Origin of the sequence: Streptacidiphilus jeojiensis (genome assembly GCF_042510965.1) — a bacterium.
Lineage (GTDB): Bacteria > Actinomycetota > Actinomycetes > Streptomycetales > Streptomycetaceae > Streptacidiphilus > Streptacidiphilus jeojiensis.
On record NZ_JBEUKS010000011.1, the window covers coordinates 205,424 to 225,155 of the forward strand.

Here is a 19,732-nt window from a genome sequence, read left to right on the forward strand (position 1 = left end):
GGCACCGTCTGTCACCGCGTCAGGAGAGGTAGCCGCGGAGCAGGCGCTTGCACTCGGCGATCAGGGCCGGGTCGCCCTCGGGGTCGGTGCGGAAAGCCAGTCGGAGCACGGCGTCCGCGCATTCCAGCGCGACCCGGAGGGAGAGCCGCGGGTCGGGACGGTCGGCGCCGGTGCCCAGCAGGTCGGCGGCGAAGCTCCAGAGCCGGTCGGCCACGGCCGAGTTGTTGTCGAGCACGTCGTCCAGCAGATGCAGGTTCTGCTCGTCCTCGGTGATGCCGATGGCGCCGAAGTCCACCACGCCGAAGCCGGGTACGGCGCGGTGCATGGCCACGTACTCCTCCACCGCGAGGTCGACCAGCGTGCCCGCGTGCGCGGGCTGCTCGGCCTCCACCCGGCGGGAGAGCCGGTCGGTGAAGTGCTCGAGATTGCGCTCGGCCAGCGCGCCGAGCAGACCCTCGACGCCGGGGAAGAACTGGTACAGGGTGCCGATCGGCACCTGCGCGCGGCGCGCCACCTCCTTGGTGGTCAGGCCGGTGTAGCCGACCTCGTCCAGGAGTTCGGCGCAGGAGTCCAGGATCCGCTCGAAGCGCTCCAGGCTGCGGCGCTGGACGGGGCGGCGGCGTACTGCGGTCTGCATGCCCCCACTCTGCCGGATCGGGTGTAGCGTTGGCGAGCATGAAATGCGAGTGAAGCTCATGTTCGTACCGTCGCCAGCCACCGCCCCCCGCAAGGAGTGGACCGCCCATGCCGCAGCTTCCCGCCTCGTTCACCTGGGGTGCCTCCACCGCCGCCTACCAGATCGAGGGCGCCGCCCATGAGGACGGCAAGGGCGATTCGGTCTGGGACGCCTTCACCCGGCGCCCGGACGCGGTGCGCGACGGCCACACCGGCGACACCGCCTGCGACCACTACCACCGGTTCCCCGAGGACGTGGCGCTGATGAAGGGCCTCGGTCTGGACGCCTACCGCTTCTCGGTCTCCTGGCCGCGGATCCTGCCGACCGGTTCCGGCGCCGTCAACCAGGCCGGCCTCGACTTCTACGACCGGCTGGTGGACGAGCTGCTCGCGGCCGGGATCGCGCCCACCCCCACGCTGTTCCACTGGGACCTGCCGCAGGCGCTGGAGCAGCAGAACGGCTGGCTGAACCGCGACACCGCATACCGGTTCGCCGAGTACGCGGCGGTCGTCGCCGAACGCCTCGCCGACCGGGTCAGGCGCTGGATCACCCTCAATGAGCCCTTTGTGCACATGGTCTACGGCTACGCCTTCGGCATCCACGCCCCGGGCCGCGCGCTGATGCTGGACGCCCTCCCGGTGGCGCACCACCAGTTGCTGGGCCACGGACTGGCCGCCGCCGAGCTGCGCCGGCACGGCGCCGAGGAGGTGCTGATCGCCAACAACTGCACACCGGTCCGGGTGGCCGGCGACACCGAGGCGGACCGCGCCGCCGCCGAGGCCTACGACAACCTGCACAACCGGCTGTTCAACGACCCGCTGCTGCTCGGCCGCTATCCCGACCTGTCCGGCTACGGTCTGACCGACCCTGCTTGGGGCGGCCTGATCAGGGAGGGCGACCTGGAGGCCATCGCCGCACCGATCGACGGCCTGGGCCTCAACTACTACAACCCGACCTGGGTCAAGGCGCCGGAGACCCCGGACGCCCTGCTGCCCTTCGACCTGGCGGAGCCGGTGGAGCCGGCGGCGCCCGCCGGACCGTACCGGCGCACCGCCTTCGGCTGGCCGGTGGTGCCGGACGGGCTGACCGAGCTGCTGGTGGGCACCGCGGAGCGCTACGGCGACGCGCTGCCGCCGCTGTGGATCACCGAGAACGGCTGCTCGCAGCCGGACGAGCTGCTGGACGGCGCGGTCGACGACCGGGCCAGGATCGACTACCTGCGCGACCACATCGACGCGGTGGCCGAGGCCGTCGCCCGGGGCGTGGACGTCCGCGGCTACTTCACCTGGTCGCTGCTGGACAACTTCGAATGGGCCGAGGGCTACCACCAGCGCTTCGGGCTGGTCCACGTGGACTTCGAGACGCTGGTGCGGACGCCCAAGGCGTCCTACGCCTGGTACCGCGACCGCATCGCCGAACACCGCATCTCCCGACACCGCAGCGGCTGAAACCTTCCCAGCGCTCCGGCCCGCCACTACACTCCGCACAAATGTGAGATCGACTCACGTTCCATGCGCGGTGGGTGGGAGTGCAGATGCCCGAGCTCAGTGTGGACGCGCCGCTCGACGGGTCCGGTGCCCCAGGCCCCGCCGGCCTCGGCGAACCCGTCGTCCGGGTCCGGCCGGCCTGGACCGCCGCGCTGAGCCTGTCCACCCTGGCGGTGTTCATGGCCTTCATGACGCCGATCCAGATCCTGCTGCCGCTGCAGCTCGAACACATCGACCCGGCGCACAAGTCGACGGCGCTGGCCTGGGTCACCGGGGCCGGGGCGCTGGTCGCCGTCGTCGCCAACCCGCTCGCCGGTGCCCTGTCGGACCGCACCCTGAGCCGCTGGGGACGGCGCCGCCCCTGGATCGTGGGCGGGGCCCTGGCCGGGGCGGCCGGGCTCGCCGTCACCGCCGCCCAGCACTCGGTACTGGGCGTGGCCCTCGGCTGGTGCCTCGCGCAGGCGGGGCTGAACGGGATGCTGGCCGGGGTCACCACCCCGGTCGCCGACACCGTCCCGGTGGAGCAGCGGGCCGAGGTCTCCGGCTGGACCGGGATCATGCAGTCCTTCGGGCTGGTCCTCGGGGCCCTGCTGACCACACTGCTGTTCACCGGGGTCTGGTCCGGCTACGGCTGCCTGGCGCTGCTCACGGTGGCGCTGGCGCTGCCCTTCGTGCTGCGCTTCCCCGAGCCGGTGCTGCCGCGCGCGCTGCGGCCCGCCCTGGACCTGCGCGGGATCCTGGCCGGGCTGTGGATCAGCCCCCGGGCCCACCCGGACTTCGCCTGGGCCTGGCTGACCCGCTTCCTGATCAACCTCGGGAACGCCCTGGGGACGCTCTACCTGCTCTTCTACCTGACCGACTCGGTGCACTACGGCGACCCCGGCACCGGCGTGCTGATCCTCACCGTGATCTACACGCTGTTCGCCGGACTGACCGCGGTCCCGGTCGGCCGGATCTCCGACCGGCGCGGACGGCGCAAGCCCTTCGTCCTGATCAGCTGCGCGGTGATGGCGGTGGCGGCGGTGCTGCTCGCCTTCGTCCACACCTGGACGGCGGCGATGGCGGCCGCCGCGGTCCTGGGCGCGGGATTCGGCGTCTACCTCGCGGTGGACCAGGCGCTGGTGACCCAGGTGCTGCCGGCCGCCCTGGACCGGGCCAAGGACCTGGGTGTGATCAATGTCGCCAACTCGGGGCCGCAGGTGCTCGCGCCGGCCCTGGCCGCTCCGATCGTGGCCTGGCTCGGCGGCTACACCGCGCTCTATCTGGCCACGGCGGTGGTCACGGTGCTGGGCGGGGTGCTGGTGCGGAACGTCCGCTCGGTCGACTGACCCTGAGCGAGAGCAAAGAATCCGGCTGGGCAAACCATCCCAATCCCACCCCATCGCGGCATAGGTTTCGCAACGATCGGCCTTCAGTCTTGACGTGACATCGCCCCATTGGCTGAGCTTAGGCTTCATAAGTTGTAACTGAGCTTGGCCGCAACGTCGCGGCGGGCCCTGGTGGACGGTCGGGTCGCCAGGTCCTGGGAGGGTGGAACATGTCCGTGGACACGCCAGGATCGCAGTCCTCTCTGCATCGGGCCAATCTGGAACGGGTGCTGAGAGCGGTCCGGATGGCCGGCTCACTGACCCAGGCCGAGATCGCCAGGACCACCGGCCTGTCGGCCGCCACTGTGTCCAACATCGTGCGGGAACTGAAGGATGTCGGCACGGTCGTGGTCACCCCGACCTCCTCCGGCGGCCGACGGGCCCGCAGCGTCTCGCTGAGCGCCGACGCCGGGATCGTGGTGGGCGTCGACTTCGGCCACTCGCACCTCCGGGTGGCGGTGGGCAACCTGGCCCACCGGGTGCTGGCCGAGGAGAGCGAGCCGCTGGACACCGACGCCTCGGCGGACCAGGGTTTCGGCCGGGCCGAGCAACTGGTGGCCCGGCTGCTGGAGCAGACCGGCTTCCGCCCCGACAAGGTGATCGGGGTCGGCCTCGGCGTGCCCGGGCCGATCGACGGCGAGACCGGGGCCCTGGGCTCCACCGCGATCCTCCCGGGCTGGACCGGGATCGCCCCCGGGCGCGAGCTCTCCAGCCGCCTGGGGATGCCCGTCTACGTCGACAACGACGCCAACCTGGGCGCGCTCGGCGAGCTGGTCTGGGGGGCCGGCCGGGGCCTGTCCGACCTGGCCTACATCAAGGTCGCCAGCGGTGTCGGCGCGGGCCTGGTGATCTCGGGTCAGATCTACCGCGGACCGGGCGGCACGGCCGGTGAGATCGGGCACATCACCCTGGACGAGTCCGGCCCGGTGTGCCGCTGCGGCAACCGCGGCTGCCTGGAGACCTTCGTCGGCTCCCGTCATGTCCTGAACCTGCTGAGCAGCAGTCACGGCACCGATCTGACCCTCTCCAAGGTGGTCCAGCTGGCCCAGCGCGGCGACCTGGGCTGCCGCCGGGTGCTGGCCGACGTGGGGCGGCAGATCGGCACCGGTGTCGCCAACCTCTGCAACCTGCTGAACCCGCGTCGGGTGATCCTCGGCGGCGACCTGGCGGAGGCCGGTGACCTGGTGCTGGACCCGATCCGGGAGTCCGTGGCCCGCTACGCCATCCCCAGCGCGGCGCGGCAGCTGTCGGTGGTCCCGGGCACGTTGGGCGGCCGGGCCGAGGTCCTCGGGGCATTGGCGCTGGTCATGTCGGAGATGGGTGACTCTGGGGCATTGCCGGCCACCGACGGTAGGGATTCGGCCCGTTCTGTTGCGGTCGTGCCTTCAGGAAGATAACGAAAAGGTTCGGATTGCAGGTGGTGAGGATTTACTTATTGACGCCAGCCTCACCAGGGAGGTTGACTCCCTCACACCTCGGTCGCAAAGTGGCGACCGCGTCAGGGAGGCACCCCACACGATGAACACTTCTCTTCGCCGCACTGTCGTCGCGACTGCTGCAGTCTCGATGGCGCTCGGTATGGCTGCTTGTGGCAAGGCCGGAAGCAGCTCCAGCTCCTCCACCACTTCGGCTGCCGCGAGCAGCGGCTCTTCCGCCGCCGGCACCGGCACCATCGGTCTGCTTCTCCCGGAGAACCAGACCACCCGCTACGAGAAGTTCGACAAGCCGCTGATCGAGCAGAAGATCAAGGAGCTCGCTCCCAACGCCACGGTGCAGTACGCCAACGCCGCGGGCAGCGCCGCCACCCAGGCGCAGCAGGTCACCACCATGATCAACGCCGGCGTCAAGGTCCTCATCGTCGACGCGCAGGACTCGGCCGCGATCAAGTCCTCGGTCCAGGCGGCCGTGGACAAGGGCATCAAGGTCATCGCGTACGACCGTCTCGCCCAGGGCCCGGTCTCGGCCTACGTCTCCTTCGACAACGTGGCCGTCGGCACCCTCCAGGGCCAGGGCCTGCTGGACGCCCTCGGCTCCAAGGCCACCCCGTCCGCCAAGATCGTCGAGATCGACGGCGACTCGGCCGACCCCAACGCCGCCGACTTCAAGTCCGGCTTCCAGGCCGCGGTCAAGGGCAAGCTCACCATCGCCTACGACGCCTCGGGTCTGTGGAAGGCTGACGTCGCCGCGCAGAAGGCCTCCGCCGCGATCAACCAGGTCGGCGCCAAGAACATCGCCGGCTTCTACTCGGCCAACGACGGCATGGCCGCCGGTATCGTCACCTCGATGAAGAACGCCGGCATCGGCAACCTGCCGATCGGCGGCCAGGACGCGCAGCTCGACGCGATCCAGCGGATCATCTCCGGCACCCAGGCCTACACCGTCTACAAGGCGTACAAGCCCGAGGCCGACGCCGCCGCCACCCTCGCGGTCGACCTGCTGAACGGCACCAGCATCACCTCGGTCGCCACCACCACCAAGACCAGCGGCTCCGGCGACAGCGTCCCCTCGGACCTGCTGACCCCGCAGCTGGTCACCAAGGCCAACGTCGAGTCCACCGTGGTCAAGGACGGCCTGTGGTCCGCCAGCGACATCTGCACCGCGGCCTACAAGGCCGCCTGCACCGCCGCCGGCATCCAGTAAGCAGCAGTAGCCGAGCAGCACCCAGTCCGATCGCCCCGCGCGGGACATCCGACCCCGGCCACCAGCCGGAAGGATTCCCGCGCGGGGCTCGGCGCGGGACCATTGGCAGTTGACGGGCCATCAGCCCGTGCTGCCGGATCCGGTCCGCGGGGGTTTCGGGGTCCCGGGCCCCGGAAAGTTCGTGTTTCGCATACCCGTCTGCGCCCGGGACGGCGCGGCAACCCACCCGAGGCACCGGGTGGTTAAGGAGTTGGTTTACGTGACAAGCGCACCCGTACTGGCGTTGCGCGGGGTCTCCAAGCGCTTCGGCGCCGTCCAGGTTCTGACGGACGTCGAGCTGGAGGTCCACGCCGGTGAGGTGGTCGCCCTGGTCGGTGACAACGGCGCCGGTAAGTCCACCCTGGTGAAGACGATCGCGGGCGTTCACCCGATCGACGACGGCGTCATCGAGTGGGAGGGCAGGTCGGTCCACATCAACCGGCCGCAGGACGCCCAGCACCTCGGCGTCGCCACCGTCTACCAGGACCTGGCGCTCTGCGACAACCTGGACGTCGTCAACAACCTCTACCTGGGCCGCGAGTTGAAGCGCCGCGGGACCCTGGACGAGGTCACCATGGAGCAGAAGGCGCAGGAACTGCTCAGCACCCTGTCCATCCGCATACCCAGCGTGCGCATCCCGGTCGCCAGCCTCTCCGGCGGCCAGCGCCAGGTGGTGGCCATCGCCCGCTCGCTGATCGGCGACCCCAAGGTCGTCATCCTGGACGAGCCCACCGCCGCCCTCGGCGTCGAGCAGACCGCCCAGGTCCTCGACCTGGTCGAGCGGCTGCGTGAGCGCGGCCTCGGCGTCATCCTGATCAGCCACAACATGGTCGACGTCCGCGCGGTCGCGGACCGGGTCGCCGTGCTGCGCCTCGGGAAGAACAACGGGACGTTCCCGGTCCACGGGACCACCCAGGAAACCATCATCGCCGCGATCACCGGTGCCACCGACAACGCGGTGACCCGACGCCAGAGCCGCACGGCGGAGGCCACCAAGTGAGCAACAACATCGACGCCCCGGCCCCCGCGGTGGAGCAGGCCATCGACCCGCGACTGCTCGTCCGCGAGCAGGGCTTCTCCGGCTACATCAACGAGTTCAAGCGCAAGATCCGCGGTGGTGAGCTCGGCTCGCTGCCCGTGATCATCGGCCTGATCGTGATCTGGGCCGCCTTCGCCGCGTCCAACGGCAACTTCCTCTCGGCGTCCAACTTCGAGTACATCGCCTACTACATGGTGGGCATCGGCACGCTCTCCATCGGCCTGGTGTTCGTGCTGCTGCTGGGTGAGATCGACCTGTCGGTCGGCTCGGTGAGCGGTCTGTCCGCGGCCATCTTCGCGGTGCTCTCGGTCACCCACGGGGTCAACCTCTGGCTGGCCACCATCGCGGCGCTGGCCACCGGCGCCGTCATCGGCGCGATCCACGGCTTCGTCTTCGCCAAGATCGGCGTGCCGGCCTTCGTGGTCACCCTGGCCGGCTTCCTGGGCTGGAACGGCCTGATGCTGTGGCTGCTGGGCGACACCGGCACCATCAACCTGCCGGACACCGGTCTGATCCACCTCTTCGGCGGCAACAGCTTCTTCCTCAACGGCGACATCGCCGGCGCCTACATCCTCGCCGGTGTCGGCGTGGCCGCGCTGCTCTTCAGCAGCCTCGGTGAGCAGGGCCGCCGCCGCAGCGCCAAGGTCCCGTTCCGCCCCACCAGTGAGATCGTGCTGCGCACGGTCGTGCTGGCGATCGCCGCCTTCGGCTCCGCCTACGTGCTGAACCTGCACAAGGGTGTCCCGAACAACCTGGTGTTCTTCCTCGCCGCGCTGATCATCTGCGACTTCGTGCTGCGTCGCACCAGCTACGGCCGGAAGATCTTCGCGGTCGGTGGCAACATCGAGGCCAGCCGCCGCGCCGGTATCAACGTCGCCGCGATCCGGATCTCGGTCTACGCCATCTCCGGTTTCTTCGCCGCCCTCGGCGGCCTGGTGATCTCCGCCACCATCAGCTCCGCCAACCAGGGCGGTTCCGACCCCAACAACCTGATGATGGCCATCGCGGCCGCGGTCATCGGCGGCACCAGCCTCTTCGGCGGGCGCGGCAAGGTCTGGTCGGCCCTGCTCGGCATGCTGGTCATCGAGTCCATCAACGCCGGCCTGTTCATGCTCGGCGAGGCGCAGTCGGTGCAGTACATGATCACCGGTGGCGTGCTGCTGGCCGCCGTGGTCGTCGACTCGCTGTCGCGCCGCACCCAGAAGTCCTCCGGCCGCGCCTGAGGCTTCGCCGCTCCAACTGCTCCACCGGCCCCACTGCTCCGGGACGGACCTCTGAGGGGGAGGTCCGCTCCGGACCGGGCCGGTGGCCGCGGGTGCGGGGTCTCTCTCCCCGCGCCACGCTGACTGCCCGGCACCGTACCGCTCCGGTGCCGGGCAGTCGCATGTCCGGGCCCGGGGACCCCGCTACGGCACCCGGCACCTCAGGTGCCCCCGTTCGGAGCAGTCCCTACTAGACTCATGTCTCTCTGCTGTCCAACGACGGCGGAGTCGACGACGCAAGGAGGAACGGGTGGCCCTGCTGACCCGCATTCGGGGACCCCGCGACCTGGACCGACTCACCCCGGGGCAGCTCAGCGTCCTGGCCGAGGAGATCCGGGGCTTCCTGGTCGAGGAGGTGTCCAAGACGGGCGGCCACCTCGGCCCCAACCTCGGCGTGGTCGAGCTGACGCTGGCTCTGCACCGGGTGTTCGACTCCCCGAAGGACCGGGTCCTCTTTGACACCGGTCACCAGAGCTACGTCCACAAGCTGCTCACGGGCCGTCAGGACTTCTCCCGGCTGCGGGTCAAGGGCGGCCTGTCCGGCTACCCGTCCAGGGCCGAGTCCGAGCACGACGTGATCGAGAACTCGCACGCCTCCACCGTGCTCGGCTACGCCGACGGCCTGGCCAAGGCCAACGAGCTGCAGGGGCTGACGGACCGCAGCGTGGTCGCGGTGATCGGCGACGGCGCGCTGACCGGCGGGATGGCCTGGGAGGCGCTGAACAACATCGCCGAGGCGCAGGACCGTCCGCTGATCATCGTGGTCAACGACAACGAGCGCTCCTACTCGCCCACCATCGGCGGCATGGCCAACCACCTGGCCACCCTGCGCACCACCCAGGGTTACGAGCGCTTCCTCACCTGGGGCAAGGACGCGCTGCAGCGCACCCCGGTGGTCGGCCAGCAGATCTTCGAGACCCTGCACGGCGCCAAGAAGGGCCTCAAGGACTTCATCGCGCCGCAGGGCATGTTCGAGGACCTGGGCCTGAAGTACATCGGCCCGATCGACGGCCACGACGAGCAGGCGCTGGAGTCGGCGCTGAAGCGCGCCAAGGGCTTCGGCGGCCCGGTCATCGTGCACTGCCTGACCCAGAAGGGCCGCGGCTACCGCGCCGCCGAGCAGAACGAGGAAGACCGCTTCCACGCCGTGGGGGTGATCCACCCCGACACCGGCCTCCCGGTGAAGACCGCCGGACAGGACTGGACCTCGGTCTTCGGCGAGGAGATGGTGGCGCTCGGCCGCGAGCGCGGCGACCTGGTCGCGATCACCGCGGCGATGCTGCACCCGGTCGGCCTGGCCCCGTTCGCCAAGGAGTTCCCGGAGCGGACCTACGACGTCGGCATCGCCGAGCAGCACGCCGCGGTCAGCGCCGCGGGTCTGGCCACCGGCGGGCTGCACCCGGTCGTCGCGGTCTACGCGACCTTCCTCAACCGGTGCTTCGACCAGGTGCTGATGGACGTGGCGCTGCACCGCTGCGGGGTCACCTTCGTGCTGGACCGGGCCGGGGTCACCGGCACCGACGGCGCCAGCCACAACGGCATGTGGGACATGTCGATCCTCCAGGTCGTCCCCGGCCTGCGGCTGGCCGCTCCGCGCGACGCCGACCAGCTCCGGGCCCAGCTGCGGGAGGCGGTGGCGGTCTCCGACGCGCCCACCGTGGTCCGCTACTCCAAGGGCACCGTCGGCCCGGCGATCCCGGCGGTGGGCCGGATCGGCGGCATGGACGTGCTGCGCGACAGCGGCGAGCCGGTCGGACCGGTCCGCGCCGACGTGCTGCTGGTCTCGGTCGGCGCGATGGCCGCGACCTGCCTGGAGGCCGCCGACCTGCTGGCCGCCCAGGGCATCAGCAGCACCGTGGTCGACCCGCGCTGGGTCAAGCCGGTCGACCCGGCCCTGCCGGGGCTGGCCGCCGAGCACCGCGTGGTGGTCACCGTCGAGGACAACGGCCGGGTCGGCGGTGTCGGCGCGACCATCGCGCAGGCGCTGCGGGACGCCGGGGTGGACGTGCCGCTGCGCGACTTCGGCATTCCGCAGGAGTTCCTGGACCACGCCTCCCGCAACGAGATCCTGGAGCAGATCGGGCTCACCGGGCCCGCGATCGCCGAGCGGGTCGCCGGCGTGGTCGCCAAGGTCACGGCAGCCGTCGAGGTGTGAGCCCCGGCTGCGACCGGTAAACCCGCCTGCGTGAACGTGGAGCGAGCGGGTAGCGTGGCTCCTGTGTCGAATCAGCCGCCGGACCGCCGCCGCTCGTCCGAGCTGAGGATGAACGGCGGCTCAGCCGCTCTGCCGCTGGGCCGCCTCTCGCCGGGCGCCCTGGCCGCGCAGGCGCGCGAAGCGCTCCGCACGGGCTACTGGGCCCGGCTGGTGCCCCTGTACGGGGCCCTGGCCGTGCTCACCCACCTGCCGTCCTTCGCCCGCACGGTCTGGAGCCCGGACGAGGGCTACCTCGCCACCCAGGCCAGGATGCTGGCCGGCGGCGGGGTGCTCTACGACACCGTCGTGGACCGCAAGCCGCCGCTGCTGCCCTGGCTCTACGAGGGCGCCTTCGCCCTCTTCGGCTCGACCTCGCTGTGGCCGCTGCGGGTGCTCGCCATCGGCGCGCACCTGGCCACCGCGGTGCTGCTGGCCGCCATCGCCCGCAAGCGCTGGGGCAACCGGGCCGGCGCCGCGGCCGGGGCGCTCTACCTGCTGGTGTCCATCGGGCTGTCGCCGGAGGACAGCCAGGCGGCGACCTTCGAGGTCTTCATGCTGCCGGCCACCGCCGCGGCCTTCTGGTTCGCCCAGAACCGCCGCTGGGGCCCGGCCGGGGCCGCCGTGGCGGCCGCCTCGCTGACCAAGCAGACCGGCGGGGCCGTGCTGTTCGCCGTGCTGTGGCTGCTGCGCCAGGACAGCCGCAGGCCGGGCGGCTCCCGGCCGCGCACCTCGCTGGCGGCGCTGGCCTTCGGCTTCGGGCTGCCGGTGACGGTGATCGCGCTCTCCACCGGGGTCAAGAACTTCGCCTTCTGGGTGATCACCGGCAGCAGTGAGTACGCCTCCCTGGACGGCGCCTGGCTGAACATGCTCGGCCGGGCCTTCGGCAACGCCGCGATCCTGGCCGTCGCCGCGCTGGGGCTGCTGGTCCCGCTGGCCCGGCGCTGGCGCCGGGTGCGCGAGGACGCCGACCTGTGGATCTGGTTCGGATCCTCGGTGGCCGGCGTGATCACCGGGTTCCACTTCTTCGGCCACTACTACCTGCAGCTGATCCCGCCGCTGGTGCTGCTCGGCGTCGGCGCCGTGGCCCGTGGGGCGGCCCGCTGGAAGCCGGTGCTGGTGTACTCGCTCGCGGCCAGCGCCGCGTTCGTCGCCCTCGGCTTCCTGTGGCCGCACCAGCCGCTGCAGCACGCCGAGTCGGTGGCCGCCGAGGTCACCAAGGACACCAAGCCGCAGGACTCGGTACTGGTCTGGGGCATGCACCCGGAGATGTACTGGCTGGCGGACCGCAAGCCGGCCACCCGCTACCTCACCGCGGGCCTGCTCACCAACTACGCCGGCGGCCGGGACCCGGAGAGCGTGGGTGTGGCCGACGGCATGGCCAACGCCTGGAAGACCTTCGACGCGGAGATGTCCGAACAGCTGCCCGAGGTGGTCGTGGACGACTCCGCCGGCGCGCCGTACGCCCCCAAGTACATCGCCCCGATGCGGGCCCTGCTGGCGGCGCACTACCAGCGGGTGGGCACCGACGGCAGCACGGTGATCTACCGGCTCAAGGATGCCCAGACCTGCCGCGTCCCCGCGTGAAGTACTCCCGTACAACCATGGCATCCTGTCGGGTGCACGGCTGGACGGCGAGGAAAGAGAAATCCGGTGCTGCATTCTTCCGGGGGGCGACCCCCCGCACCCCCACGTGAAACCGTGGCCACTGAGCCTTCGCGCCTGGACACCCCGAGGAGGGGCTGAGTGAAGCGCTCCGCAAGCAAGGGCAAGGTCCCGCCGGTCGACGGGACGAAGCAGGACCAGGTGGGTGCGGTCAGCACCGGCGACACGGTGCGGCGCAGTTCGACCGGTCGCTGGGTGGTGGCCGGGATCGGCGTGGTCGCGGTGTTCGTGGCCGCCGGCTTCGTCGGCGCGCTGGTCCGTGACCACAAGGCCAAGACGCTCAGCCCGCCGACCACGGCCACCGGGACGAAGAACCTCGCGGTGCCGGTCTGGGGCCACGCGGCGGTCACCCTGACCGTCTACGAGGACATGCGCGACCCGGCCTCGCTGGCCTTCGCCCAGCAGTACGACGCCACGCTGGCCCAGCTGGTCGGCTCCGGGGCGGCCAACGTCGAGTACCGGGAGCTCACCGGGGCGGACGCGGCCCACGGCGGCACCGGCTCGCTGCAGGCGGGCAACGCGCTGGGCTGCGCCGTCGACACCTCGGTCGACGACTTCGGCAAGTACCGCAAGGTGCTGCTGGAGAACCAGCCGGCGGATCCGACCGACGACGCCTACGCCTCGAACTCCAAGCTGATCTCGCTGGCCAGGAAGGTCAAGGCGCTGGACACCGACGTGTTCCGCAGCTGCGTGGACAAGGGCAACCACAAGGTGTGGGTGGAGGACTCGCAGAAGGACTTCACCGCCGCCGGGTACAGCGGTGCCCCGGTGCTGACCATGACCACCTCCGGGGAGGCCTCGCCCGCCGTTCCCACGGTGCTGATCGGCAACGGTGCCAAGGCCACCCAGCAGCAGCTGATCGACACGGTGATCAACGCGGCCAAGGCCGCGCCGCTGCCCAGCGGAGCCGCAGTGGTGACCGCCCCGAGCAGTACCGGCTCCGCCGACCCGTCCGCCGGCGCGGCGCCCTCGGTCCCGGCCTCCGCGTCGGCCTCGCCGAGCGCTCCCTGACGGAAGGAATCGGGTAAGTCCGGCCCTTACCGGCCGCGCCGGGCCGCTACCGGCCGGCCGGTGCGGCCGGAACCGGGCCGAAGAAGGCGGAGAGGCGCCGCAGCTCCCCGTCGATCTCCCCGAAGGCGGCGGCCAGCTGCGCGGGCTGCGCCGGGTCGCCCGCCGCGGCGAAGGCGACCAGGGCGCGGGTCGGTGCCACGCATCGGCGTACCGCGTCGACGGCGTCCGCCTGGTAGGGCGCCGGGAGCAGGCGCCGCTCCAGGAACCGCTTGGCCTCCAGCGCCGGTGCGAGCTGGTCCAGCTGGGCCACGCTGTGCTCGAACCCCGCCTGCCGGCGGGCCAGCAGACCCGGCTGCGGCGGCCCCTCGGCGGCCAGCGTCCGCAGCAGTTCCGACAGCGCGGCCAGCGCGTCCGCGGTGCGCCGGCGCAGCACCTGGGAGGTGCGCACCGGCAGCACCAGCCAGGAGGCCGCGATCCCGAGGGCGGCGCCGATCAGGATCTCCAGCAGCCGGGTCCGCAGCAGCGCCGGGGCGCTCTCCCCGAAGTAGCCGTAGAGCAGCGACAGCACCGAGGTGACCCCGGCCGCCCAGAACGCGTAACTGGTCTTCCGCAGCCAGGTCGCCAGTGCCAGGACGACGAAGATCAGCACCACCGGGGTGCGGTCGCCGGGCCCGAAGTCCCCGGCGATCCAGGTCGCCACCAGGGTGCCCAGGGCGGCGCCGGCACCGCGCAGCACGCCCTTGTGCACCACGTCGGCGCGCCCCCGGGCGCCGCTGCAGACGATGAACGCGGTGAGCACCACCCAGGTCCAGTGCGCGGTGTAGGCGTACCGGCCCACCACGAAGGCCGCGCCGAGCGCGGTGGCCATCTGCAGCGCCATCCGGGTGCTGGGCCGCAGCCGGCGCGCTCCGGCAGTCCCGGGCGCCGGTTGCGGGGCGGTCTGCGGGGCGCTCTGCCTGGCCGGCTCGGGCCGCCGAGCCGGCCAGGCCCGCTCGCCCAGGCCGATCCGCCACGCCCCGACCTGCACCACCAGCACCCAGCCCGCCACGATCAGGGCCACCAGGGCGACCCAGCCCGCATGCGCGACCCCGGTGGGCGCGCCCACCGGCCCCTGGAGCACCAGGATCGAGACCAACGGCAGCACCGCCACGGTGCCGATCCTGGCCGCATGCGGCCCGAAGCGCCGGATCCAGACGGTGGCGCAGACGCAGAGCACGAACAGGGCGTCCCCGGCGTCGGGATGCCGGGCGACCAGGGTGCCGACCCCCTCGGCGGCGAAGGCCGCGACCGGAAGCAGCACCAGGCCCAGCAGCCGGTCGGCGGCGGGCGCCCCGCGCTGCGTCCTGCTCAGGGTCAGCGACAGCACCACCGACAGCACCACGACGTCGATCCGCAGCTCCGCGAGGCGCTCCAGCAGCAGCGTGCTGCCGTAGCTCGCGAGCACGGCGGCCATCGCCACCGCGGTCGCCCGGAGCTCATGACGCGCGGATTTACTCAGCATGACGTAGGACCTCTTGCCGGTAGTTGCGCTCGATTGAGCCGATCCAGGGAGTAGATGGTAGTCAGTTAGTAAGTGATAGCGTAGCAATATGGCAACGGGAGAACCAGCGGAGCTGGCCGCCGCAGCGGCGGAGATCCGGCAGGCGGTGACCGGGCTGGCCCGGCAGATGCGGGCCGGCCGCTCGCCCGAGGCGCTGAGCGTCAACAAGCTCAGCGTCCTGGCGCGGCTGCGTCGCAGCGGCCCCGCCACGCCCGGCGAGCTCGCCGCGGCGGAGCACCAGCAGCCCCAGTCGCTGACCCGGGTCTTCGCGGAACTGGAGCAGACGGGGCTGATCACCCGTTCGCGTGACGAACGCGACCGCCGCCAGTTCGTGCTGGCCCTCACCGGGGCGGGCCGCGAGGCGCTGGCGCGCGACATGGCCGAGCGGGACCGCTGGCTGGCCGCCGCGCTCGGCGGGCTCACGCCTACCGAGCGTGAAGTGCTTCGACTGGCAGCATCACTGATGGACCGTCTGGCCGAGGACGGTCCCGGCTCCACCGAGGCCGCCCACCGAACCACGACCCACTGAGGGGGAACCCGCCATGCGCTGGTCCGAGCACGCCATCTGGTGGCAGGTCTATCCGCTGGGCTTCACCGGGGCCGAACCGCAGGCGCTGCCGCCCGACGCGCCGCCGGTGCACCGCCTCTCCCACATCGCCGACTGGCTGGACCACCTGGTCGGGCTCGGCTGCAACGGCCTGGCGCTCGGGCCGGTCTTCGCCTCGGAGACGCACGGCTACGACACCGTTGACCATCTGCGGATCGACTCCCGGCTGGGCACCGAGGAGGACTTGCGCGGCCTCGTCGACCAGGCAGCGGAACGCGGGGTGCGGATCGTCCTCGACGGCGTGTTCAACCACGTCGGCCGGGGCTTCCCGGCCTTCGCCGACGTGGACGCCCGCGGCCGGGACTCCCGGTACGCCACCTGGTTCACCGTCGACCCCGCCACCGGCGACTACCGCACCTTCGAGGGGCACCACCGGCTGGTCGCGCTCAACCACGAGGAACCCGCCGTCGCCGACCACGTGGTGGAGGTGATGTGCCACTGGCTGGAGCTCGGCATCGCCGGCTGGCGCCTGGACGCCGCCTACACCGTCCCGCAGGCGTTCTGGCGCACCGTCACCGACCGGGTCAGGGCCCGCTTCCCGGACGTCTGGTTCGTCGGCGAGGTGATCCACGGGGACTACGCGGCCTTCGTGGACAAGGGCGGCCTGGACTCGGTCACCCAGTACGAGCTCTGGAAGGCGCTGTGGAGCTCCTGCAACGACCGCAACCTCTACGAGCTGGCCTGGGCGCTGGACCGGCACAACGCGCTGCTGGACGCCTTCGTCCCGATGACCTTCCTCGGCAACCACGACGTGACCCGGATCGCCAGCAGGCTGGACGACGAACGGCACCTGGCACCGACCCTCGCCGTGCTGCTCACCCTCGGCGGCCACCCGTCCGTCTACTCGGGCGACGAGCAGGCGTTCCGCGGGGTCAAGGAGGAGCGGGTGGGCGGGGACGACGCGGTCCGTCCGGCCTTCCCGCCGCTGCCGAGCGGGTTGGCCCCGTACGGCGCCGCCCACCAGCGGCTGCACCAGCAGCTGATCGGCCTGCGCCGGCGCCACCCCTGGCTGACCCGGGCCCGCAGCACGGTCCGGCTGCTGACCAACACCACCCTGGTCTACACCCTGAGCGACGGGCGGCAGAGCCTCGCGGTGGCGCTCAGCCTGGGGGAGGACCCGGTCCGGCTGCCGCTCCCCGACGGCGACTGGCGGCATGCCGTCGGACCCGGCAGCGTCGACCGGGGCGAGGTCGAACTGCCTACGGCCGGCTGGCTGGTGGCGACGGCAGCCGGGCCGATCGCGGAGGCGGGCTGACCGGGTGCCCGGCCCGGAACACCGCGAGCGGCCGGGCGCCGACACGGCGGCGCAGCTCGCGCTCGGTCTCCGGGCAGTCGATCAGCTGGCTGAGCGGATGCACCGAGATGCCCTGGGCCGCCAGCGCGTACCAGACCCGCAGCAGCTCGCGTCCGGCCCCGACCATGGACTCCGCGGTCTCCGGGCTGCCGCTGAGGACCAGCACGCTGCCCTCGCCGCGCAGCAGCCCGGACTGGGTGGACGCCAGCAGCGGCGCCAGCGGCCGGCTGGCCCGCGCGGCCAGGACGGCGCGCAGGCCGGCCGCCTCGGCCCGCGACATCGCCAGCGCCCGGTAGGTCAACCCGTCCTGGTGGTAACGGGGGTGACGTGGGGTCAACCGCAGCCAGTCGCGCAGCTCGGCGGCGACCCCGGGGGCGGACCAGAGCCTGCGGTCGGCCCGGACCGCGAGCCCGGCCAGCTCCTGGGCGGGCAGCTCGGTCAGCCCCGTGGTGGTCAGTTGGAGCCCTGCTCTGGCGATCTGCTCCGGGTCGAGCCGTCCGGCCCGGTGCCCGCCCCGGGCGCAGGCACGTCCGGTGATGTCGGCGGCGGTGAAGTCGGTGGCATGGGGGGAGTCCGCGGGGAGCAGTCGGGCCACGGTGCGGGCCGTCTCGTCGACCTCGATCTCGGCGCGGGCGTTCAGCCCGGCGTCGGTGGCGGCGATCAGCCAGGTCTCCAGGTAGCCGCCCAGGCAGAGGTACAGGTCCCGGCGGGTGGGGTCGCCGATCGGCAGCGAGCGGGCCGGGTCCCAGCCGATCGTCAGCGCATCCTGGCCGTAGCCGACCGTCCAGGGCTGGGCGTTGTGCGGGCTCGGCGCCCGGGCGGCCAGCGGGGCCAGCGCGGGGAGGTCCTCGCTCCAGGTCATGACGGCTTCCACAGGTGCTTCACCGGTCGGGCGGGCAGTCCGCGTTCGGTCTCGGTGCTGAGCGGCGCGAAGGTGTCGACATGGCCGAGCGCACCGTCCTCGGCGCGCCAGACGCCGTTGGTGTAGCCGTGCGCGTCAGCCGTGTAGATCCGGATCCACCCGGCGGTCGCCCGTCCGGTTCCCTCGTCGGTGAGCCAGCACATCAGCCGGGCATGGGCGTTGCTGCGGGCGAACTTCAGCAGTTCGTCGCGGTCGGTGAAGAAGGCGATGGTGCCCAGGGTGAAGGGCGCGCGCCAGTAGACCTTGTGCCAGACATAGCCCTTCATCCGCTTCATCTCACGGACCATCCGCAGCCAGCCGGGGCCGAGGGCGAGGATCGCCCTGGGACCGGAGTAGCGGGTCGCCCCGACGAACATCGCACCGGCCTGTGCGGGCGCCGGCGCGAGCGAGAAGTCGTCACTGCGCATCCGGCTCAACCCTCCTTGACCAGGTAGCTGTTCTTGATACCGGTGCTGCCCGCGAAGGGCCCGGTGCCGTGCGGGTGGATCCGTACCGCGATCTCGGCCGCCGAGGCGTCCTCGGCCATCGACTGGGCGAAGTCCCGGCTGCAGGAGGCGAGATGGCGCAGCACCCCGGCCCGGCAGGCCTCGGCCAGCTGCTCCCGCTCCGGCTCCGTCTCCGCCGTCCCCGGCCGCAGCTGGACGTGGACCACGGGACGGGACTCCAGGTCGGCGCCCTCCTCCAGCCCCAGCGCGAAGCCCTCGACGGCACCGGCCAGCGGGTTGCCCTCGTAGAGGCCGTACTCGACGTCCTGCGGGTAGATGTTGGCGCCCATGTAGGAGACGGTCGAGTCGGCCCGCCCGTAGAGGAACAGCAGTGGTAGCTGCATCTTCTCGCGCAGATGGGTGCGGGTGGCCTCGGCCAGCAGCTCGGGGCGGTCGACCGCGAGCGCGGCGATCCGCTCCCAGACCTCGGGGAAGCTCAGCAGGGTGCCCTCGTCGCCGATGTTGTAGCGCAGCTTGGGGGCCATCACGGCGGTGGAGTTGATAGTGCAGAGGATCTCCCCGGTGCGGCCCTCGCCGGTGGTCTCCAGATAGGTCTCCAGCGGGTTGTACTGGAACACCATGGGCAGCCGCTGCTCGTCCGCGCCGAGGAAGGCCTCGCGGAACGCGGCGTCCTCGCGGATCCGGCGGCGCAGCCAGACGCTGAAGGTGGTCTCGCCGCCCATGCCGATCGTCAGGTCCGAGGCCCCGTACCCGGAGCGGACCTTGGCGAACACGTCGCCGACGTAGTCGCGCAGCGCCTCGGTCATCCCCTCGCCGCCGACCATGGCCGCCATCCGGTAGCCGGCGAACCAGGTCTCCCCGGCCAGCCGGTCCCGCAGGTGCTTCAGGAACGGGGGGTAGGCGGTGACCAGGTAGTCGTAGCGCGGGCCGAAGTGGCGCAGGGTGTCGACGATCTTGTCGAGGTCGGGGCCGGTGTTCTTGACGGTGGCGATCCGCGCCATGGCGATCCCGGTGTTGGTACCGGTGGCCCAGGCGCCCATCGAGTAGGCGTTGATCACGAACAGCCGCCGGGAGGGGAACACCAGCGAGGTGTACCCGGCCACATTGCGGTGCACCGTGTTCAGCTCACGCCGACTGCGCACCCAGTTGTACGGGGTCCCGGACGACCCCGAGGACTCGTCCACCACGCTGCCCGCGACCTCGACCCGGCCCTTCCAGCAGCGGGCGTCCTCCGGGTACGCCTTGACGTACCCCACCTTGTCGGTGGGCGGGTAGGAGGCCAGCGAGAACCAGCGGAACCGCCAGCCCCCGCGCTCCAGGTGCTCCTGGTAGGCGGGTACGTCCAACGCGGCGAACTGGCAGGTCATCCAGGCGTGCAGGCGGGCGAAGTCGCCCATCCACGGCCGGTAGTTGCGCGCCATCGCGCGCCAGACCGCGGGGTGCGAGCGGTACACCCGGTACATCCCGGTCAGCCCGAAACTCAGGATGCGGAGCATCCACTGGCGCAGAAAGGTCCCCATGCACCAAGGTTGACGACCCATCAGCG

The 19,732-nt window shown here is 71.7% G+C and carries 16 protein-coding genes; 11 read left to right on the top strand and 5 right to left on the bottom strand.

Annotated elements, in window-relative coordinates; genetic code table 11:
• Positions 1-19: 19 nt before the first annotated feature.
• A complete protein-coding gene (locus ABUW04_RS28395; RefSeq protein WP_380567181.1) occupies positions 20-637 on the bottom strand; it encodes a TetR family transcriptional regulator in 618 nt (205 codons plus the stop codon).
• Between the two features lie 107 nt (positions 638-744).
• Here ABUW04_RS28395 and ABUW04_RS28400 point away from each other — a divergent pair, with 107 nt between their 5' ends.
• From ABUW04_RS28400 to ABUW04_RS28440, 9 genes are all read left to right on the top strand, one after another.
• On the top strand, positions 745-2,124 hold the full coding sequence (locus ABUW04_RS28400; RefSeq protein ID WP_380567183.1) for a GH1 family beta-glucosidase: 1,380 nt from the start codon (positions 745-747) through the stop codon (positions 2,122-2,124).
• Positions 2,125-2,210: 86 nt separating this feature from the next.
• On the top strand, positions 2,211-3,491 hold the full coding sequence (locus tag ABUW04_RS28405; protein WP_380567185.1) for an MFS transporter: 1,281 nt from the start codon (positions 2,211-2,213) through the stop codon (positions 3,489-3,491).
• A gap of 215 nt (positions 3,492-3,706) precedes the next feature.
• Positions 3,707-4,927, top strand: a complete 1,221-nt coding sequence (locus tag ABUW04_RS28410; RefSeq protein ID WP_030258891.1) for an ROK family transcriptional regulator — start codon at positions 3,707-3,709, stop codon at positions 4,925-4,927.
• A gap of 121 nt (positions 4,928-5,048) precedes the next feature.
• On the top strand, positions 5,049-6,170 hold the full coding sequence (locus ABUW04_RS28415; RefSeq protein ID WP_380567186.1) for a sugar ABC transporter substrate-binding protein: 1,122 nt from the start codon (positions 5,049-5,051) through the stop codon (positions 6,168-6,170).
• A gap of 259 nt (positions 6,171-6,429) precedes the next feature.
• Positions 6,430-7,209 carry an ATP-binding cassette domain-containing protein gene (locus ABUW04_RS28420; protein ID WP_380567188.1) on the top strand — a complete coding sequence of 260 codons (780 nt, stop codon included), beginning with the start codon at positions 6,430-6,432 and terminating at the stop codon, positions 7,207-7,209.
• On the top strand, positions 7,206-8,471 hold the full coding sequence (locus ABUW04_RS28425; RefSeq protein WP_380567190.1) for a sugar ABC transporter permease: 1,266 nt from the start codon (positions 7,206-7,208) through the stop codon (positions 8,469-8,471). The genes ABUW04_RS28420 and ABUW04_RS28425 overlap by 4 nt, the downstream gene beginning before the upstream one ends.
• A gap of 289 nt (positions 8,472-8,760) precedes the next feature.
• Positions 8,761-10,665 carry a 1-deoxy-D-xylulose-5-phosphate synthase gene (gene dxs, locus ABUW04_RS28430; protein ID WP_380567192.1) on the top strand — a complete coding sequence of 635 codons (1,905 nt, stop codon included), beginning with the start codon at positions 8,761-8,763 and terminating at the stop codon, positions 10,663-10,665.
• A 63-nt stretch (positions 10,666-10,728) separates the two neighbouring features.
• The gene (locus tag ABUW04_RS28435; RefSeq protein WP_380567194.1) at positions 10,729-12,288 is read left to right on the top strand and encodes an ArnT family glycosyltransferase; all 1,560 of its coding nucleotides are present in this window, start codon (positions 10,729-10,731) and stop codon (positions 12,286-12,288) included.
• A gap of 159 nt (positions 12,289-12,447) precedes the next feature.
• Entirely contained in the window at positions 12,448-13,377 is a 930-nt protein-coding gene (locus ABUW04_RS28440) for a thioredoxin domain-containing protein (RefSeq protein WP_051725880.1), read from the top strand.
• Positions 13,378-13,423: 46 nt separating this feature from the next.
• Here ABUW04_RS28440 and ABUW04_RS28445 read toward each other — a convergent pair whose 3' ends face one another.
• Positions 13,424-14,878, bottom strand: coding sequence for an FUSC family protein (locus tag ABUW04_RS28445; RefSeq protein ID WP_380567197.1), 1,455 nt, complete (start codon positions 14,876-14,878; stop codon positions 13,424-13,426).
• A gap of 88 nt (positions 14,879-14,966) precedes the next feature.
• Here ABUW04_RS28445 and ABUW04_RS28450 point away from each other — a divergent pair, with 88 nt between their 5' ends.
• A complete protein-coding gene (locus ABUW04_RS28450) occupies positions 14,967-15,446 on the top strand; it encodes a MarR family winged helix-turn-helix transcriptional regulator (protein ID WP_380567199.1) in 480 nt (159 codons plus the stop codon).
• 13 nt (positions 15,447-15,459) lie between these two features.
• Positions 15,460-16,779, top strand: coding sequence for an alpha-amylase family glycosyl hydrolase (locus ABUW04_RS28455; protein ID WP_380567201.1), 1,320 nt, complete (start codon positions 15,460-15,462; stop codon positions 16,777-16,779).
• On the opposite strand, the gene ABUW04_RS28460 is transcribed toward ABUW04_RS28455, so the two are convergent.
• From ABUW04_RS28460 to ABUW04_RS28470, 3 genes are read right to left on the bottom strand one after another with little or no spacing between them, the layout of a single operon-like run.
• Entirely contained in the window at positions 16,724-17,680 is a 957-nt protein-coding gene (locus tag ABUW04_RS28460; protein ID WP_380567202.1) for a hypothetical protein, read from the bottom strand. The two genes, ABUW04_RS28455 and ABUW04_RS28460, sit on opposite strands and share 56 nt — an antisense overlap.
• Positions 17,677-18,147, bottom strand: a complete 471-nt coding sequence (locus ABUW04_RS28465; protein ID WP_380567203.1) for a DUF4188 domain-containing protein — start codon at positions 18,145-18,147, stop codon at positions 17,677-17,679. The genes ABUW04_RS28460 and ABUW04_RS28465 overlap by 4 nt, the downstream gene beginning before the upstream one ends.
• A 5-nt stretch (positions 18,148-18,152) precedes the next feature.
• Positions 18,153-19,706: a phenylacetate--CoA ligase family protein gene (locus tag ABUW04_RS28470; protein ID WP_380567204.1), complete on the bottom strand. Its 1,554-nt coding sequence runs from the start codon at positions 19,704-19,706 to the stop codon at positions 18,153-18,155.
• Between the last annotated feature and the right edge of the window lie 26 nt (positions 19,707-19,732).

Bases quoted from the DNA above. Each gene is read 5' to 3' on its own strand.
- ABUW04_RS28395 (WP_380567181.1), bottom strand. From the start codon at position 637: ATGCAGACCGCAGTACGCCGCCGCCCCGTCCAGCGCCGCAGCCTGGAG.
- ABUW04_RS28400 (WP_380567183.1), top strand. From the start codon at position 745: ATGCCGCAGCTTCCCGCCTCGTTCACCTGGGGTGCCTCCACCGCCGCC.
- ABUW04_RS28405 (WP_380567185.1), top strand. From the start codon at position 2,211: ATGCCCGAGCTCAGTGTGGACGCGCCGCTCGACGGGTCCGGTGCCCCA.
- ABUW04_RS28415 (WP_380567186.1), top strand. From the start codon at position 5,049: ATGAACACTTCTCTTCGCCGCACTGTCGTCGCGACTGCTGCAGTCTCG.
- ABUW04_RS28445 (WP_380567197.1), bottom strand. From the start codon at position 14,878: ATGCTGAGTAAATCCGCGCGTCATGAGCTCCGGGCGACCGCGGTGGCG.
- ABUW04_RS28450 (WP_380567199.1), top strand. From the start codon at position 14,967: ATGGCAACGGGAGAACCAGCGGAGCTGGCCGCCGCAGCGGCGGAGATC.
- ABUW04_RS28455 (WP_380567201.1), top strand. From the start codon at position 15,460: ATGCGCTGGTCCGAGCACGCCATCTGGTGGCAGGTCTATCCGCTGGGC.
- ABUW04_RS28460 (WP_380567202.1), bottom strand. From the start codon at position 17,680: ATGACCTGGAGCGAGGACCTCCCCGCGCTGGCCCCGCTGGCCGCCCGG.
- ABUW04_RS28465 (WP_380567203.1), bottom strand. From the start codon at position 18,147: ATGCGCAGTGACGACTTCTCGCTCGCGCCGGCGCCCGCACAGGCCGGT.
- ABUW04_RS28470 (WP_380567204.1), bottom strand. From the start codon at position 19,706: ATGGGGACCTTTCTGCGCCAGTGGATGCTCCGCATCCTGAGTTTCGGG.